We start from the raw sequence: 17,068 nt of genomic DNA, 5'->3' as shown, positions 1-17,068 counted from the left end.
TCCGCGGCCGCGACTGACCGATGGAGTAGTTCTTGGCGACGCCACCCCCGGAAAATCAGGCCTTCCTTCGTGAAGTCGACGAGGAGTACCGGCGCGACCAGCTGGTGCGATTCTGGCGGCGCTGGGGCCGCTGGCTCGTAGCCGGCGTCGTCGTGGTGCTGCTCGGCCTCGCGCTGTGGCTCTATCTGAGCCATCGCGACACCCGCTCCGCCGAGCTGCAGGGCGAGCGGTTCGACACTGCGCTGCACGACCTTGCCGAGGACAAGGTCGACAGCGCGCAGGCGGTCTTTACCGAACTAAGCGAGAGCGATCGCGCCGGCTATGCCGCGATGTCGCGCTTCTCCGAGGCCAATATCGCGCTCGCCAACGACAATCTGGCCGAAGCCGCCGCCACGTTCGGCGCGATCGCGAACGACGAATCGCTGCCCGAACCGTTTCGCAATCTGGCGCTCGTGCGCCAGACGCTCGCCGAATATGAGCAGATGGAGCCGGCTGCGGTGATCGAGCGGCTGGGGCCGCTCGCCAATCCGGACAGCCCCTTCTTCGGCACTGCCGGCGAAATGGTCGCCGCTGCCTATCTGAAGCAGGGCAAGCGCCAGGAGGCTGGCGAGCTCTATGGCCAGATCGCGCGCACCGAATCGGTGCCGAGCAGTGTCCGCCAGCGCGCCGTGCAAATCGCCGGGGTGCTCGGCGTGGACACCAGCGAGACGCTCGATGGCGAGAGCACCGACTCGAGCGAAGCAACGAACGAACAGACCGAGGAAGCCAGCAACCAATGAAACAGCTCGCGCGCGTGACTCTCGCCATTGCCGCGCTGGGCGCGCTTGGCGGGTGCGGCATCTTTAAGGGCGGCGATCGCAACACGCCGATTGTCGGCCAGCGGGTTCCGATTCTGGTCGCCGAGAATGACGTCACGGCAGATCCCACGCTCGCGAATGTCGATGTGCTGCTGCCGGCGGCAGTCGCGAACAGCGGCTGGAGCCAGCCGGGCGGCAATTCCTCGAAATCGATGGGGCATCTTGCGCTCGGACAGAATCTCTCGCGCGCTTGGGAAGCCCGCATCTCGGGTGGATCGACGCGCGCACGGCTCGCTGCCGCGCCGGTAGTGGCCGAAAACCGGCTGTTCGCCGTCGGTGTCGAAGGGCAGGTCCATGCCTTCGCGGCAGACACGGGTGCATCGCTCTGGACCACGCAGACCGCCGAGGGCGAAGCCAATCGCCGTGCCCGCTTCGGCGGCGGCGCCAGCGTCGAATCGGGGCGCGTCTATGCCACCAACGGCCTTGGCGACGTGGTCGCGCTCGATGCGGCGACGGGCAATCTCGTCTGGCGCGTCCGGCCCGGCGGCCCGCTGCGCGGCGCGCCGACCGTGGCGAACGGCAACGTCTATGTCGTCTCGCAGGACAATCAGCTCTTCGCGCTCAACCAGCAGACCGGCGAAGTGGTGTGGACCGAAACGGCCAGCATCGAATCGCAAGGCGTATTCGGCTCGGCTGCGCCCGCCGCGGCGCAGGGCACGGTGATCGCCGGCTTCTCGTCGGGCGAGCTCAACGCCTATCGCTACGAAAATGGCCTGTCGCTGTGGAACGACACCCTCTCGCGGACGAGCATTTCCACGTCGGTCTCGTCGCTTTCGGATATCGACGCCGAGCCGGTGATCGATCAGGGCCGCGTCTATGCGGTCGGTCAGGGCGGCCGCATGGTCGCGATCGAGATCGGCAGCGGCCGTCGCCTGTGGGAGCAGAATGTCGCCGGCATCTCGACCCCGTGGGTCGTGGGGGAGTGGATCTTCGTCGTCACCGACGATGCGCGGCTTGTCGCGATCTCGCGCGGCAGCGGCCGGATTCGCTGGATCGAGCAGCTGCGCCGCTGGCGCGACGAGGACGACGCCAAGGGTGCGGTGAACTGGACCGGTCCGGTCCTCGCCGGCGGTCGACTGGTGCTGGTCAACACGCTCGGCCAGATCGTCTCGGTCTCGCCTGCCGACGGCAGCATCCAGTCCACCATCGAAACCGATCAGGAGCTCACGCTTCCGCCGGTCGTCGCCAACAACATGCTGTACGTGCTCGCCGACAACGGCCGGCTCCTCGCGTATCGCTGAGCCTCTTCTCCGATCGGGAGAAGGAGGCGGCGGGGCGCGGGATCGCATCGGAAGAGATCAAGTGCCCCAACCCATCGTAGCAATCATCGGCCGGCCCAATGTCGGCAAATCGACATTATTCAACCGGCTGGTCGGCAAACGGCTCGCGCTGGTCGACGACCGCCCGGGCGTCACGCGCGACCGGCGCGAGGGCGATGCGCATCTGCTCGGCCTCGAATTCCGCGTCATCGACACTGCCGGCTATGAGGATGAGGATCCCGTCAGCCTGCCGGGCCGGATGCGCGCGCAGACCGAGGCCGCGGTGCGCGAGGCCGATGTCGCGCTGTTCCTCGTCGATGCCCGCGCCGGCCTGACGCCGCTCGACGAGGAGATCGCCCGCTGGCTGCGCAGCGCCGACACGCCGGTCGTTCTCGTCGCCAACAAGGCCGAAGGGCGTGCCGGCGAAGCCGGGGCGATCGAGGCGATGGCGCTGGGGTTCGGCGATCCGATCCTGTTCTCGGCGGAACATGGCGAAGGCGTCGTCGATCTGTTCGAGGCGCTCCTGCCCTTTGTGGAAAAGCCCGAAGGCGAGGCCGAGGAGGATCCCGACGCCCCCGATGCCCCGCTCAAGCTGGCAATCGTCGGCCGGCCGAACGCGGGCAAGTCCACACTCATCAACAAGCTGCTGGGGCAGGATCGGCTGATCACCGGGCCCGAGGCGGGGATCACGCGCGATTCGATCGCGATCGACTGGCTGTGGCCCGATCCGGAGGGCGAACCGCGCCGCGTCCGGCTGATCGACACCGCCGGGATGCGCAAGCGCGCTCGGGTGCAGGACAAGCTGGAGAAGCTCTCGGTCGCCGATGCGCTGCGCGCAATCGATTTCGCCGAAGTGGTGGTGCTGCTGCTCGATGCGACCAAGGGCCTCGAAGTGCAGGATCTGAAGATCGCCGACAATGTGCTCCAGGAAGGACGCGCGCTGATCCTCGCGATCAACAAATGGGATGTCGCGCAGGATCAGAGCCGGCTGTTCAACGGCATCAAGGCAGCGCTCGAGGAGGGGCTGGCGCAGGCCCGGGGCGTGCCGCTGCTCACTGTGTCGGCCTATAACGGCAAGGGCCTCGACACGCTGATGAAGGTGGCGTTCGAAACGCGCGAGGCGTGGAGCCGCCGCGTATCTACCGGTGCGCTCAACCGCTGGTTCGAACGCGCGCTCGAAGCCAATCCGCCTCCCGCGCCGGGCGGCAAGCGGATCAAGCCGCGCTATGTCACTCAGGTGAAGACGCGCCCGCCCAGCTTCGTGCTGTTCGGCACGCGCGTCGATCTGCTGCCCGAAAGCTATCGCCGCTATCTGGTGAACGGCCTGCGCCGCGAATTCGATTTCGGCGCGGTGCCGGTCCGGCTGACGCTGCGCGCGCCGAAAAACCCGTTCGACCGCGATCGCGAATGATGCTGGTCGACGCGCGCGGCATGCGCTGCCCCTGGCCGGCGATCCGATTGGCCAAGGCACTGCGCGAGCGCGGCGGCGGACCGATCGAGGTTCTGGCCGACGATCCCGCCGCCGCCGCCGAGCTGGAGCGCGTGGCACGCGCGGCGGGCGCACGTCTCGAGACGGCCGAAGCCGGCAGGTTTCGCGTCGAGCGCGGCGCCTGAAGCAACCATCCGTTTACCGGCCCCGACTATTGCTGACCGACCGAAAGAGATGCGGAGCTGTACTCATGGCCGTCACGCCGGATCAGGGATCGCTGGTGAACTGGGACTCCTTTTCGCAGGCGCGGGCGGAACTGGGAGCCAATTTCGTGCGGATCCTCGGCTATTTTCGTGAGGACGGCATCAGGTCGGTTACGCAGATCGAAGAGGCGATGCGCGCGCAAAGCGCGACGGCAATGGTGATTCCCGCGCACACGCTGAAGGGCGAAGCCTATCAGTTCGGCGCTGAGCCGCTCGCGGATCTTGCCGAGGAAATCGAGGTCACCGCGCGCAACTGCGTCGAACGGCATGAGACGCCGAGCGACGCGCTGGAACATGTCGTCCGGCTGCGCCCGTTGTTCGAAGCCACGCTTGCGCTTCTGGAGCGGGAAGCAACTCCGCTGGTGGAGCGCCGCGCTGCATTCGGGCGGCGTCCGACAGTCACCGGCGGCTGCTGAAGCCGCCGCCGGGCGGGAAGGGGCGCGGCGCCGCTCTCAGTCGTCGTCGCCCTCGGCCTTGCTGTTGAGCTGGATATAATTCTGCAGGCCCATGCGCTCGATCATGTCGAACTGCCGTTCGAGCGTATCGACATGCTCTTCCTCGCTTTCGAGGATTTCGACGAACAGCTCGCGGCTCACATAGTCGCGCACCTGCTCGCAATGCTCGATCGCGTCCTTCAGAAGCGGCAGCGCTTCCATCTCCAGCGCGAGATCGGCCTTGAGGACCTCCTCGACATTTTCGCCGATGCGCAGCCGGCCGAGCAGCTGGAAATTGGGTAGCCCGTCGAGGAACAGGATGCGCTCCGCCAGCTTGTCGGCGTGCTTCATCTCGTCGATCGACTCGTGGCGCTCCAGCTCGGCCAGCCGCCGCACGCCCCAATTGTCGAGCAGCCGATAGTGCAGCCAATATTGGTTGATCGCGGTCAGCTCGTTCTTGAGCGCCTCGTTCAGATAGTCGATGACCTTCGCGTCACCCTTCATCGTCCGGTCCCTTGTCCAATGCGAAACACGGACGGGACTCTACGCGCTTCGAGCGCAGATGGACAGGGTGAAAACCTAGGAAATCCGCCGTTTTTCGCTGCTGCGAACGCTACGCAGCAGCACGTTCCGAGGCGATGATCTCGCGCGCGAAGGGGACGCACTGGCCGCACTTGGCCTGGCGGCCGAGCGCACGATAGGCCTGGCAGGCGCTGGTCGCGCCGCTGCGCGCGGCCTCGCGCACGTCGGTTTCCCGTATTGCATTGCAAACGCAGACGACCATTGCACCCTCACACTCTCTTTCGCCTTTCTAGGGCTAATGAGAGTGATTCGCAACGTCTATTGCGTCGCGCTCGCAACGGGTCCGGTGGCCGGATCGTGGCGGAGCGCGCTTCCGCGGAGCGGCTGGAGCCGCGCACGCGACAGCGAGCGCCACTGCCATTCGAAGGGGCCATAGCGAAACCGCTCGAGCCACGGCTTCGACCACAGCAGCATCAGCAGCCAGACGACCGCGACGACGACGTAGATCTCGGCGCGCGAGAGATAGCCGAACCAACCCAGGCCATAGCCGTAAAAGAAGGTGGTGCAGAGGATCGTGGTCATCAGATAGTTGGTGAATGCCATCCGGCCGGCGGCGGCGATCCGCTGCGTCAGCCAGCCGTCGCGCATCAGCAGGATGATCAGCGCCGCCCAGCCCAGGATCATGACCGGCCGGAACAGCGTCGGAAGCGCCATCACGGCGACCGTGACCGAGAACATGCTGAAATCCTGATCGACCATGTACCAGCCGAGCATGGCATAGGCGGGAATACCGATGCCGAAGCCGATCGCCACCCATTTCCAATAGCTCGAGCGGGCCCAGGCCCCCGAAAGCATGCCGGTTTTGAATGCCGCCATGCCGAACAGCATATAGGCCAGCGTCTCCGCGCCCATCACGAACAGCGCGTTGATCGGGCCGAGCGCGAACAGCTCGAATCGGTTTGCGAGGATCGCGCCATAGCTGCCGCGATAGAGCGCGAGCTGTTCGTTGATAGCGTCGGCGGGGGGGACGCCGAACCCTTCGCGCAATGCCCGGAGGCCCTCGGCGGCGGCCGCCATGTCGCCTCCGGTGAACGCGCCGGATTTATATCCCTGGACCGAAAGCGGGATCAGGGCGACGATCAGGCATTGCACCAGCAGCAGCAGCACGCCGACGATGATCAGCCGGCTCACCCGCAGCTTGCGGAAGAACCAGAGCAGCAGCCCGACCAGCGCGTAGAGCGCCAGGATGTCGCCCCACCAGAGCAGGTACAGGTGCGCCAGCCCGAACAGCAGCAGCCAGAACATGCGCGCATAATGCACTCGTGCCGGGTTCGCCTCGCGCGCCGTCGCGCGCTCTATCACCAGCAGAGTCGATGCGCCGAACAGGAAGGAGAAGAGCCCCCGCATCTTTCCGTCGAAGAGGACGAAATTGATCAGATAGGCCCACAGGTCCGCGCCGGTCGTTCCCCCGAAAGCGGCGGGGTTCATATAGGCTGCCATCGGCATCGAGAAGGCGACGATGTTCATCGTCAGAATACCCATCACGGCGACGCCGCGAACAACGTCGAGCGACTGGATGCGGCGCAGCGGCGGCGCGGTGGTTGCCATGATGTAGATCCCCCTGTGTTGCTATACTGCTACACCAGGGAAAGCGGAATGGCCAGTGCGTTCAGATCCAGCTGGTGATCTGCTCGAGCGGCTTCTTGCGCAGGGCATGGGCGGGCACCGTGGCATCGGCCGCGGCATGGCCGGCGACGATGATCATCACGGGCTTCTCCTGGTCGGGGCGGGCGCACACACGATTGAGAAAGCGCATCGGATTGGGCGTGTGCGTCAGCGTCGCCAGCCCCGCCTGGTGCAACGTCGCGAGCAGCAGCCCGCACGCGATGCCGACGCTTTCCATGACGTAGTAATTCTGCAGGTCGTCACCCGGCGCGGGGCCGCCGCGGCGCTGTGCGAACGCCACGATCAGCCACGGCGCGTCCTCCAGATACGGTTTCTGCGCATCGGTGCCGAGCGGTCGCAGCGCCTGCAGCCAATGATTGCCTGCGCGCCCCGAATAGAATTGGCGCTCTTCCTCCTCGGCCGCGACTCGGATCGTCGCCTTGGTTTCCGGGCACGAGATCGCGGCGAAGTGCCAGGGCTGATGGTTGGCGCCGCTGGGCGCGGTTCCCGCCGTGCGGATCGCGGCTTCGATGACGTCGCGGGGCACCGGCCGCTTGCTGAAGGCGCGGCAGCTGCGCCGCGTGCGCATCGTTTCGTAGAATGCCTGTGCATGGCTTGCGCGGTCGGCGTCGCTCCGCTCGGGCGCGTGCTGCCAGGGAAGCATCTCATGTTCCTGCATTGGCGGCTTCCTAAACGATCCTGCGGCGCCGAGCGATGATGTCGATCAGCCGGAGCCTCTTTGCAGCACGAATTTCAGCGCGTTCCAGTCACCGTTGATCGTGCAGGACTGCGTCTCGGTCAGGCCCAGCGGTCGCGCGACGTCGCGCACGGCATCTTCGTCGAGTTCGGCGCCCGCTTCATGCGGCCAGGCTGCCCAGACGAAACCCTTCGATTGGAGAAGCGGGGCGACCGCCTTCAGCTGCCGTTCGAGCCGCGCGCGCTCGGTGACGAACAGGACGGCGCATTGCAGCCCATCCGAAGCCGCCGCCTGTTCCTCGGCGCCGATCGCGTCGGGTTCCAGCGCGGCGCGGATGTCGGCGGGCATGTCGTGGAACCACACGCGCATGCCGCGCACGATCCCCAGCTTCTGTGCAAGCGGGGTGCCGGAAGGAGCTGCCGTCATGATCGCGATCGCCTCGGTCTGCTGACTGGGGCCACCGGCATGAACCGGTCGGGCGCCGGGTTCAAGTCCGGCAAGCGCCGGCCGCGCCACGCTCAGCTGACGATTTCGCCTTGCATCAGCTTGGGGAAAAAGCCCTCGTGCGCAGTACGGAGCGTTTCGAGCGGCACCACCCAGTCGCCTTCCTCCAGCTCGAACACCAGCCGGTCGCGAATCGTGCGGCCCAGCAGGTCGACGACGACATCGGCCTTTTCCGCCGCCGCCATCAGCTCGGCGCAGGCGGAATCGTCGACGGTGGCGACATAGACGCCCTGGTCCTCGCCGAAGAAGCTGCCGGCGATGCCGAACGGCTGCGGCTCGTTGACGAGCGCGCCGATCCCGGACGCGAGCGCCATTTCCGCCACTGCGACGGCCAGCCCGCCGTCGGATACGTCATGAACCGCGCTCAGCCAGCCGTTGGTGATCGCCAGCCGCACGAAGTCGCCTGCGCTCCGTTCGGCGGCCAGATCGACCGGCGGCGGCGGCCCTTCCTCGCGGCCGTGGATCTCGCGCAGCCACAGCGACTGCCCTAGATGGCCCATCCGGTCGCCGATCACGACGATCGCGTCGCCGGTGCCCTTGAAGCCGATCGTGCAGCTCTTGCGCCAGTCCTTGAGCAGGCCGATCGCGCCGATCGCGGGGGTGGGCAGGATCGCCGATCCGCCGCCGGTCGCCTTGGATTCGTTGTAGAGGCTGACGTTGCCGCTCACGATCGGGAAATCAAGCGCGCGGCAGGCGTCGCCCATTCCTTCGAGGCAGCCGACGAACTGGCCCATGATCTCCGGCCGCTGCGGGTTCGCGAAGTTGAGGCAGTTGGTGACGGCGAGCGGAGTCGCGCCCACGGCCGAAAGGTTGCGCCACGCCTCGGCGATGGCCTGGCGGCCGCCCTCCACAGGATCGGCGTAGCAATAGCGCGGTGTGCAGTCGGTCGTCATCGCCAGCGCCTTTTCGGTGCCGTGGACGCGCACGACGGCCGCATCGCCGCCGGGGCGCTGCACGGTGTCGGCGCCGACCATATGGTCGTACTGCTCCCAGATCCAGCGCCGGCTGGCGAGATCGGGCGATCCCATCAGCTTCACCAGATCGGCGGCGATATCCTGGCTCTCCGGCACGTCGCCGAGCGGCGCAGGCGAGGCGGGCACGCTGTGCGGCCGGTCGTAGAGCGGCGCCTCGTCCGCCAGCGGCGCGAGCGGAATGTCGGCGACGGTATCGCCCTTCCACTTCAGGATCATGCGGCCGGTGTCGGTGACGCGGCCGATCACCGCGAAGTCGAGTTCCCATTTGCGGAAGATCGCCTCGGCCTCGGCCTCGCGGCCCGGCTTGAGCACCATCAGCATCCGCTCCTGCGATTCGCTGAGCATCATCTCATAGGGAGTCATGCCTTCTTCGCGCTGGGGCACGTCGTCCATGATCAGCTCGATGCCGACGCCGCCCTTCGACGCCATCTCGACCGAGGAGGAAGTGAGGCCAGCCGCGCCCATATCCTGGATCGCGACGATCGCATCCGATGCCATCAGCTCGAGGCACGCCTCGATCAGCAGCTTCTCGGTGAACGGATCGCCGACCTGCACCGTGGGGCGCTTCTCTTCCGAATCCTCGCCGAAATCGGCAGAGGCCATGGTCGCGCCATGAATGCCGTCGCGCCCGGTCTTGGAGCCCACATAGACGATCGGATTGCCCACGCCCGAGGCGGCCGAATAGAAGATCTTGTCGGTGTCGGCGATGCCTACGGTCATCGCATTGACCAGGATGTTGCCGTCATAGGCCGGGTGGAAATTCACTTCGCCGCCCACCGTCGGCACGCCAACGCAATTGCCATAGCCGCCGATGCCGTGGACCACGCCCGCGATCAGGTGCCGCATCTTGGGATGGTCGGGTCGGCCGAAGCGCAGCGCATTGAGGTTGGCGATCGGCCGCGCGCCCATGGTGAACACGTCGCGCAGGATGCCGCCCACGCCGGTCGCCGCGCCCTGATAGGGCTCGATGTAGCTCGGGTGGTTGTGGCTCTCCATCTTGAAGATCGCCGCCTGGCCGTCGCCGATGTCGACCACGCCCGCATTCTCGCCCGGCCCGCAGATCACCTGCGGCCCCTCGGTCGGCAGCTTCTTCAGATGGATGCGGCTCGACTTGTACGAGCAATGCTCGGACCACATCACCGAGAAGATGCCGAGTTCGGTCAGGTTCGGCTCGCGCCCCATGGCGGCGAGCACGCGCGCATATTCCTCGGGTGAAAGGCCGTGTTCGGCGACGGTTTCGGGCGTGATCTCGGTCATGCCGCGCGCTTTAGCGGGGGCGGGGGCGGGAGGCTAGAGGACTGCCGCGTCGCGCGCGGCTTCAGCGTCGCCGCGCCAGCGTCCAGGCGCCCGCGGCGACGGCGGCTCCCAGCGCGGTCGCGCCCGCCACGATCTGCCAGGGCGGGCGTGAGGAAACCGCATCGCGCGCGGGATCGAGCCGGCGCAGCAGCCCGCGATTGCACAGCGGCTCGAATTCCTCTTCGGGCCCTTCGGGGTCGAGGATCTCGTTGTCGGCGAGCCATTCCTCGACTCCGTTCAGGTCGGGTGTCTCGTACAGTCGCAGCGTCTTGTCGCGCGTGTCGCGCAGCGATTCGATAGTCGCGATCAGCGAACCGGTTTCCTCGAGCCGCTCGGCGATCAGTTCCGGCGACACGTCGAGATGCTCGCCCAAAAGGCCGTTGCGGATGCCGGCGATCGTCGCCTCTTCGTCCGCATTGCCGGGCAGTCCCGCGTCGATCGTCACGTCGCACTCGGTGTCGAGCCGCATCGAACGATTGTTGAAGTTCGACGATCCCACGCGCAGCACGCAATCGTCGATCACCGTCACCTTGGCGTGGACATAGATCGGCTGCCCGCCCGCGGTGTGCGGATGATAGAGGCGGAAGCGCCCATGCGGGTCGCTGCGCCGGATCGCCTCCATCAGCCGCGCACGCGCCGTGTCCATCGCGATCGGCTCGAGCCAGCCGGCCGCGCTCACCGGATTGAGCACCACGATCTCGGGCCCGTCGGGCTCCTGCAGCCGCCGCACGATCGCCTCGGCGATCTTCCGCGAGGCGAAATACTGGCTCTCGGCATAGATCCATTTCTTCGCACGGGCGATCAGATCGAGGTAGAGCTGCTCGATCTCGCGCACCGGGCCGTCATCGGTCATCGTCGGATGGGTGCGCGAAATCGCCACCGTCGCGTCGGTGAAGCCGACCTCCAGGCCCTCGGGCCAGCATTCCTCCGCCGGCTCGGGCGCCGCGATCGGCTTCCCCCCGGCATGACGCCACCGCTCGCGGCACAAATGCCCCAGATCGCGCGCCACCGGCCCCTGCAGCGCCGTGGTGGCGTCGTGCCACGGCCCGTGCGGCGTGCCGTTCGGGCGTACGCGCTCGGGTTCGTCGTCGCGATGCCCGCGCGTGTCCCAGCGGTCGCGCGTCATGTCGATCCCGCCGCAGAAGGCGAGGCAATCGTCGACCACCACGATCTTCTGGTGATGCGATCCGCCGGGGGGATGAAAATGGTCGAGCTTGGGATGGATCTTGCGGTCGACGGTCCAGCGGAACAGCCGCGCCAGCGTCCGCCCGTGCACGAACATGCCCAGCGCGCCCACGTCCCAGCGCAGGATGAAGATGTCGAGCTCGGGCTTCTGCTGCACCAGCCACGACAGGAATTCGCCGACCTTTGCCGGCGCCTCTGGATGGTCGTCGGGATCGTGGGTAAGCGGGATGCGCGCATCGAAATCCCAGCCGATCAGCAGGATCTGGCGCTTGGCCTGCAGCATCGCCGATCGCGCCGCGCGGAAGTAATTGTCCGCATCGACGATCACCGTCGCCTTCGTGGCGGTGCTCATCCGCCAGCAGTTGCGGCCGAGCTCGAGCATCTGGTCAGGCGAATCGTTCACGGCTTGGTTTTGACGCATCCTTCCCCCGCTTGGCTAGGGTGTGCCGACCCGCGGCGCACGTAACGCATGTGAAACCAGACGGCGCGAGGAAAGCTCCCACGCAATGTGCAGGCTGCGATTTCTACGGGCTTCAGCAGGACGTCACCCAAGCGATGGAATGAAGCGCCGTCGCGGGAAGCGTCACAGAATCTCGCGGATGCGCTCCGGCGGCCGACCCAGCCGCACGCCTTTCTCGGTTTCGACCAGCGGGCGCTCGATCAGGATCGGATTCGCCGCCATCGCGTCGAGAATCGCCGCATCCTCGGCGCTCTTGAGCGGCCTGGCGCCGTCCTCGGCCTTGCGCAGTCCCTCTGCGGGCGACAGCCCGGCGCGCGCATAGAGCTTCGCCAGCTTCTCCGTGCTCGGCGGCGTCTTGAGATATTCGACCACATCCACTTCTATGCCCGGCGTGCCGTTCAGGATCGCCAGTGCCTCGCGCGACTTGGAGCAACGGGGATTATGATAGATGGTTGCTTTCATGGCTTCCTCGTCCGGTTACGGGCGACGCCCCAGGCGAGCGCCGCAAACAGCAGATAGGCCGCAAGCGCCGTCAGCGGCAGCGCCACGGCCACTTCGGCAGGCGGTGGTCCGAACCAGTTGAGCAACTGAACGGCCAGCAGTACTGCGGCCAGCGCCACCAGCAGCCGCTTGCCGCCAAGCGAGAGCGCTGCCGTCCGGTGCGCGTACCAGAGCAGCGCGCCCAGCGTCAGCCCAAGCTCGAGCGGGATGGCGATGGCCGGATGATTCCAGAGACCCAGCCCCAGTCGCGGCGGTGCGCCCCAGAGTGTCAGATCGGGGGCATGGACCAGCAGGTCGAGCAGCCAGTGCGACAGCACGACCGTGCCGGCGATCAGCCCTGCCGCGCGGTCGCGCGCGACTCGGCCCACGATCAGCGCGAACCCCGCCGCCCAGGCGAGCGTGCCGATCAGGCTGTGCGTCCAGGGCATGTGATAAAGGTCGAGCGGGTTCATCGCCGTGATGCCCGGCTCCAAGCGCAGATGCTCGACGTCTGCGAGCACCAGCGCGAAGAAGCCGATATCGACGAGCTGGGCCGCCACGAACAGCGTTCCGAGCCGCGGCGCGCGCGGGAGAGTCGCGGCGATCAGCGCCGGAGCGTAATGGCCGATGAACATGCGTGCTGCCGCTCCACCTTCCGTTCACCCGGAATCGCGCGCCAGCCACTCCTCCAGCCACTTGATCGTATAGTCGCCGGACTGGAATTCGGGATCGTCGAGCAACGCCTGGTGGAGCGGAATGGTCGTCTTAACCCCTTCCACGACGAATTCCTCCAGCGCGCGCCGCAGCCGCATCAGGCAGCCCTCGCGCGTGCGGCCATAGACGATCAGCTTGGCGATCATGCTGTCGTAATAGGGCGGGATCTTGTAGCCCGAATAGATGCCGCTATCGACGCGGACGTGCATGCCGCCGGGCGCATGAAAGTGCGTGATCTTGCCCGGCGAGGGCGTGAAGTTGCGCGGATCCTCGGCGTTGATCCGGCATTCGATCGCATGGCCGCGGAATTCGATCTCGTCCTGCCGCACCGACAGCGGCTCGCCTTCGGCGACCCGGATCTGCTCGCGCACCAGATCGAGCCCGGTGATCATCTCGGTCACCGGATGCTCCACCTGAAGGCGGGTGTTCATCTCGATGAAATAGAATTCGCCCGCTTCCCACAGAAACTCGATCGTGCCCGCGCCGCGATAGCCCATGTCGGCCATCGCCTTGGCGACCACGCCGCCCATCCGGCTGCGCTCCTCGGCGTTGATGACGGGCGAGGGGGCTTCCTCGAGCACTTTCTGGTGGCGGCGCTGGAGCGAGCAGTCGCGCTCGCCCAGATGGATCGCGTTGCCGTTGCCGTCGCCGAACACCTGAAACTCGATGTGGCGCGGATTGCCGAGGTACTTTTCCAGGTAGACGGTGGCGTCGCCGAACGCCGCCTTCGCCTCGCTGCCCGCCTGCTGCATCAGCGTTTCGAGCTGGTCCTCGGACGTGCAGACCTTCATGCCGCGTCCGCCGCCGCCCGACGCCGCCTTGATGATGACGGGATAGCCGGCGCGGTTCGCGATCTCCTTGGCTTCCGCCAGGTCGCTGATCGGACCGTCCGAGCCGGGGACGAGCGGCAGGCCCAGCGCGCCCGCGGTGCGCTTCGCCTCGATCTTGTCGCCCATCGTCCGGATATGCTCGGGCTTGGGGCCGACGAACAGCAGCCCGTGCGCCTCGACGATCTCGGCGAAGCGCGCATTTTCGGAAAGGAAGCCATAGCCGGGGTGGATCGCGTCGGCGCCGCTGATTTCCGCCGCCGAGATGATGTTGGCGATGTTGAGATAGCTTTCGCCGGCGGGCGGCGGGCCGATGCAGATCGCTTCGTCGGCCAGCCGCACGTGCATCGCGTCGGCGTCGGCGGTCGAGTGTACCGCCACTGTCTTGATGCCCATTTCGTGGCAGGCGCGGTGGATGCGCAGCGCGATCTCGCCGCGATTGGCGATCAGCAGCTTCTTGATCTGCGGCATCGCCTTACTCGACGACGACGAGCGGCTGGTCGAACTCGACCGGCTGGCCGTTCTCGACCAGCACCGCGCTCACCGTTCCCGAGGAGGGGGCGACGATCGGGTTCATCACCTTCATCGCTTCGACGATCAGCAGCGTGTCGCCGGCATTGACCTTCTGGCCCGCGCTGACGAACGGCTTGGCGCCCGGTTCGGCGGCCAGATACACGGTGCCCACCATCGGCGACTTCACGGCGTTGGCGTGGCTCGCAGGCGCGGGCGATCCCGTTTCGACCGGGGCCGGTGCGGCCGCCGGTGCCGCTGCGGGAGCCGGGGCGGCCGGCGCATAGTGCATCGCGGGCGCGGCCGTCACGGTGCGCGCGACGCGCACGCGGCGCTCGCCGTCCTCCACTTCGACTTCGGTGAGCTGCGTTTCGTCAAGGACTGCGGCAAGCTGGCGAACGAGCTCGATATCGACGCGCATTCCGCCGTGATCATGTTCTTTGGTCATGCGACCCTTCTCAGTTTCGCGAAAGCGCGCCTGTTGTCAGAAGCGCGCCGCGGCTTCAAGCGCCAGCAGATAGGATAAGGCGCCGAACCCGGCGATGGTTCCGCGCGCGGCACGACCGACGAAGCTCTCGTGGCGGAAGGTTTCGCGCGTCAAGGGATTGGAAAGATGGACTTCGATCACCGGAGTTCGGATCGATCGGATCGCATCGTGCAGCGCGACCGACGTGTGGGTGAAGGCGCCTGCGTTGAGCAGCACTGCCCTGGCATCCTGCGCCTGCGCTTCGTGCATCCAGTCGATCAGATGCCCCTCGTGGTTCGACTGGCGCATCTCGATGTCCAGTTCGAGGTCGCGCGCACGATCCTCGAGCATGCCGGCGATGTCGTCGAGCGTGTCGCTGCCATAGATTTCGGGCTCGCGCAGGCCGAGCAGGTTGAGGTTGGGGCCGTTCAGGACATAGACGGTCGCGGGCATCGGAGCTCTCGGTTGCGGGGCGGCGTGCCAGGCCTATATCGCGGGCAAGGGTTTCCTACCCGTTCGTGTCGAGCGAAGTCGAGACACGTTTCACTTGCGGCACGTCCCTCGACTTCGCTCGGGACGAACGGAGAAGAACAGCGTGCACAAGGACGGCACCGTCACCATCAACGTCAACGGCGAGCATCGCCGGGTGCCTGCGGGCATGACGATCGCCGATCTCGCGCGCGAGCTGGGGCTGGTGCCCGAGAAGGTGGCGGTCGAGCGCAACCTCGAGGTCGTCCCGCGTTCGACGCTGCACGAGGTTCGAGTCGAGGACGGCGACGAGCTCGAGATCGTCCATTTCGTCGGCGGCGGCGATCATGCCCGGCCGGTGGACGACGACAGCTGGACGGTCGCCGGCAAGACCTTCCGGTCGCGGCTCATCATCGGTACCGGCAAGTACAAGGATTTCGAGCAGAACGCCGCCGCGCTCGCGGCGTCGGGCGCGGAAATCGTCACCGTTGCCGTCCGTCGCGTGAACGTCAGCGATCCCAAGGCGCCGATGCTCACCGACTATATCGACCCGAAAAAGGTCACCTATCTTCCCAACACCGCCGGCTGCTTCACTGCCGACGAAGCCGTGCGCACGTTGCGGCTCGCGCGCGAGGCGGGCGGCTGGGATCTGGTGAAGCTCGAAGTGCTGGGTGAGGCGCGCACGCTCTATCCCGACATGCGCGAGACGCTGAAGGCGACCGAGACGCTGGTGGCCGAAGGGTTCAAGCCGATGGTCTATTGCGTCGACGATCCGATCGCGGCGAAGCAGCTCGAGGAAGCCGGCGCGGTCGCGATCATGCCGCTCGGCGCGCCGATCGGATCGGGGCTGGGCATCCAGAATCGCGTGACGATCCGGCTGATCGTCGAGGGTGCGAAGGTGCCGGTGCTGGTCGATGCCGGCGTCGGCACCGCGAGCGACGCGGCGGTGGCGATGGAACTGGGCTGCGATGGCGTGCTGATGAACACGGCGATCGCCGAGGCGAAGGATCCGGTGGCGATGGCACGCGCTATGAAGCTGGCGGTGGAGAGCGGTCGGCTCGCCTATCGTGCCGGCCGGATGGGCAAGCGGCGCTATGCCGATCCGTCGAGCCCGCTTTCCGGGTTGATCTAGCGCTCCTTGCGGGCCAGCCAGACGCTGCGCCCGCCGCTCGCCTCGTCTTCGGGCGCATAGGCGATTTCCAGCAGCCCGGTCTCATCGAACAGCGCGCGATATTCCTCGGGCGCGAGGCTCGCGTGATACAGTGCGTCGCCGAACTGGCTGCCGATGCACTCGCTGCGCGCCGGCCCCGAATTGAACAGGAACACGCCGCCCGGTTCGAGCCAGCCTGCGATCCGCGTGATCATCGCCGCCTGGTCGATCGGCGGCAGGTGAAAGAGGCTGTCCCACGCGAGCACCCCGTCGAATCCGCGGTCCATCGTCGCCGCCCGCATGTCGGTTCGCAGCCAGCGGTGGCGCGGGAAGCGCGTGCGCGCGAGCGCGATCATCCGCTCCGATACGTCCACTCCGGTCAGCTGGTGCCCGGCATCGATCACATAGCGGGCGACCGGCTCGCCCGCACCGCAGCCCAGATCGAGGACATGGGCGTGGCGCGGTAGCGGCAGCAGGAACCGGTCGAGCCAGTCTCGTTCCGGAAAGGCGCGTCGGCGTGCCCGATCGAAACGTTGGGCGTGCCGTTCATAATGTTCGGCAATCCGATCGGGCATCGCGGAACTCCGAACGGCTCGCAACCGTTGGTTTTGTGTACGGTATGTAAACGGGCGCACCGCGCCGGACCGCAGTCAGGAGTATGATTTCATGGGTGAACTCGGCGACAAGATCAAGGGCAATGCCAATGAGGCAGCCGGCAAGCTGAAGCAGGAAAGCAACAACCCCGAAACGCGCCAGGAAGGCGCGGCGCAGGAGATGAAGGGCAAGGGCCAGCAGGCCAGCGGCGAAGTGAAGGGCGCGCTCGGCGACGACATCTAAGTCGCTGTTCGGCGCAGCCGAAGGGGCCGCTCGCGCACTGCGCGGGCGGCCCTTTGCGCGTCCAAGCCACT

Annotated in this window: 20 protein-coding genes; 7 read left to right on the top strand and 13 right to left on the bottom strand. The window is 66.8% G+C overall.

What is annotated here, in order from left to right; translation table 11 throughout:
- Positions 1–32 precede the first annotated feature (32 nt).
- From ACQ450_RS06320 to ACQ450_RS06300, 5 genes are all read left to right on the top strand, one after another.
- Positions 33–779: a tetratricopeptide repeat protein gene (locus ACQ450_RS06320; RefSeq protein WP_431470947.1), complete on the top strand. Its 747-nt coding sequence runs from the start codon at positions 33–35 to the stop codon at positions 777–779.
- Complete coding sequence (locus tag ACQ450_RS06315; RefSeq protein WP_431470946.1) at positions 776–2,098, top strand: PQQ-binding-like beta-propeller repeat protein; 1,323 nt, start codon at positions 776–778, stop codon at positions 2,096–2,098. The genes ACQ450_RS06320 and ACQ450_RS06315 overlap by 4 nt, the downstream gene beginning before the upstream one ends.
- A 61-nt stretch (positions 2,099–2,159) precedes the next feature.
- Positions 2,160–3,527, top strand: coding sequence for a ribosome biogenesis GTPase Der (gene der / locus ACQ450_RS06310; RefSeq protein WP_431470945.1), 1,368 nt, complete (start codon positions 2,160–2,162; stop codon positions 3,525–3,527).
- The gene (locus ACQ450_RS06305) at positions 3,524–3,730 is read left to right on the top strand and encodes a sulfurtransferase TusA family protein (RefSeq protein ID WP_431470944.1); all 207 of its coding nucleotides are present in this window, start codon (positions 3,524–3,526) and stop codon (positions 3,728–3,730) included. Before der ends, ACQ450_RS06305 begins: the two co-directional genes overlap by 4 nt.
- A gap of 65 nt (positions 3,731–3,795) precedes the next feature.
- Positions 3,796–4,224: an Hpt domain-containing protein gene (locus ACQ450_RS06300; protein ID WP_431470943.1), complete on the top strand. Its 429-nt coding sequence runs from the start codon at positions 3,796–3,798 to the stop codon at positions 4,222–4,224.
- 36 nt (positions 4,225–4,260) lie between these two features.
- Here ACQ450_RS06300 and bfr read toward each other — a convergent pair whose 3' ends face one another.
- The 12 genes from bfr to aroQ all read right to left on the bottom strand — a co-directional run bounded on the left by bfr (position 4,261) and on the right by aroQ (position 14,995).
- Complete coding sequence (bfr, locus tag ACQ450_RS06295; protein ID WP_188055815.1) at positions 4,261–4,746, bottom strand: bacterioferritin; 486 nt, start codon at positions 4,744–4,746, stop codon at positions 4,261–4,263.
- A 109-nt stretch (positions 4,747–4,855) separates the two neighbouring features.
- The gene (locus tag ACQ450_RS06290; protein ID WP_431470942.1) at positions 4,856–5,026 is read right to left on the bottom strand and encodes a (2Fe-2S)-binding protein; all 171 of its coding nucleotides are present in this window, start codon (positions 5,024–5,026) and stop codon (positions 4,856–4,858) included.
- Positions 5,027–5,082: 56 nt separating this feature from the next.
- Positions 5,083–6,372: a DUF418 domain-containing protein gene (locus tag ACQ450_RS06285; RefSeq protein ID WP_431470941.1), complete on the bottom strand. Its 1,290-nt coding sequence runs from the start codon at positions 6,370–6,372 to the stop codon at positions 5,083–5,085.
- A 61-nt stretch (positions 6,373–6,433) separates the two neighbouring features.
- Positions 6,434–7,108, bottom strand: a complete 675-nt coding sequence (locus tag ACQ450_RS06280; RefSeq protein WP_431470940.1) for a nitroreductase family protein — start codon at positions 7,106–7,108, stop codon at positions 6,434–6,436.
- 45 nt (positions 7,109–7,153) lie between these two features.
- Complete coding sequence (locus tag ACQ450_RS06275) at positions 7,154–7,552, bottom strand: DUF3052 family protein (RefSeq protein ID WP_431470939.1); 399 nt, start codon at positions 7,550–7,552, stop codon at positions 7,154–7,156.
- A 92-nt stretch (positions 7,553–7,644) separates the two neighbouring features.
- Complete coding sequence (purL, locus tag ACQ450_RS06270) at positions 7,645–9,861, bottom strand: phosphoribosylformylglycinamidine synthase subunit PurL (RefSeq protein WP_431470938.1); 2,217 nt, start codon at positions 9,859–9,861, stop codon at positions 7,645–7,647.
- A 61-nt stretch (positions 9,862–9,922) separates the two neighbouring features.
- A complete protein-coding gene (locus ACQ450_RS06265) occupies positions 9,923–11,467 on the bottom strand; it encodes a phospholipase D-like domain-containing protein (protein WP_431471177.1) in 1,545 nt (514 codons plus the stop codon).
- Positions 11,468–11,668: 201 nt separating this feature from the next.
- Entirely contained in the window at positions 11,669–12,007 is a 339-nt protein-coding gene (locus ACQ450_RS06260) for an arsenate reductase family protein (RefSeq protein ID WP_431470937.1), read from the bottom strand.
- The gene (locus tag ACQ450_RS06255) at positions 12,004–12,660 is read right to left on the bottom strand and encodes a hypothetical protein (RefSeq protein WP_431470936.1); all 657 of its coding nucleotides are present in this window, start codon (positions 12,658–12,660) and stop codon (positions 12,004–12,006) included. The genes ACQ450_RS06260 and ACQ450_RS06255 overlap by 4 nt, the downstream gene beginning before the upstream one ends.
- 24 nt (positions 12,661–12,684) lie before the next feature.
- On the bottom strand, positions 12,685–14,037 hold the full coding sequence (gene accC, locus ACQ450_RS06250; protein WP_431470935.1) for an acetyl-CoA carboxylase biotin carboxylase subunit: 1,353 nt from the start codon (positions 14,035–14,037) through the stop codon (positions 12,685–12,687).
- 4 nt (positions 14,038–14,041) lie between these two features.
- Positions 14,042–14,524 (bottom strand): acetyl-CoA carboxylase biotin carboxyl carrier protein, encoded by a 483-nt coding sequence (accB, locus tag ACQ450_RS06245; protein ID WP_431470934.1) that lies wholly within the window; start codon positions 14,522–14,524, stop codon positions 14,042–14,044.
- Between the two features lie 36 nt (positions 14,525–14,560).
- Entirely contained in the window at positions 14,561–14,995 is a 435-nt protein-coding gene (gene aroQ / locus ACQ450_RS06240; protein ID WP_431470933.1) for a type II 3-dehydroquinate dehydratase, read from the bottom strand.
- Between the two features lie 142 nt (positions 14,996–15,137).
- Here aroQ and thiS point away from each other — a divergent pair, with 142 nt between their 5' ends.
- On the top strand, positions 15,138–16,142 hold the full coding sequence (gene thiS / locus ACQ450_RS06235) for a sulfur carrier protein ThiS (RefSeq protein ID WP_431470932.1): 1,005 nt from the start codon (positions 15,138–15,140) through the stop codon (positions 16,140–16,142).
- Here the strand turns inward: thiS and ACQ450_RS06230 are convergent.
- Entirely contained in the window at positions 16,139–16,735 is a 597-nt protein-coding gene (locus ACQ450_RS06230) for a class I SAM-dependent methyltransferase (protein ID WP_431470931.1), read from the bottom strand. The genes thiS and ACQ450_RS06230 overlap by 4 nt on opposite strands.
- A gap of 91 nt (positions 16,736–16,826) precedes the next feature.
- Here ACQ450_RS06230 and ACQ450_RS06225 point away from each other — a divergent pair, with 91 nt between their 5' ends.
- A complete protein-coding gene (locus ACQ450_RS06225) occupies positions 16,827–16,997 on the top strand; it encodes a CsbD family protein (RefSeq protein WP_188055802.1) in 171 nt (56 codons plus the stop codon).
- Positions 16,998–17,068: the final 71 nt, after the last annotated feature.

It is taken from the genome of Sphingosinithalassobacter sp. LHW66-3 (genome assembly GCF_050703275.1).
In the GTDB taxonomy this organism is placed as follows: Bacteria; Pseudomonadota; Alphaproteobacteria; order Sphingomonadales; family Sphingomonadaceae; genus Sphingomonas.
This window is presented reverse-complemented; position numbering and strand designations above follow the sequence as displayed.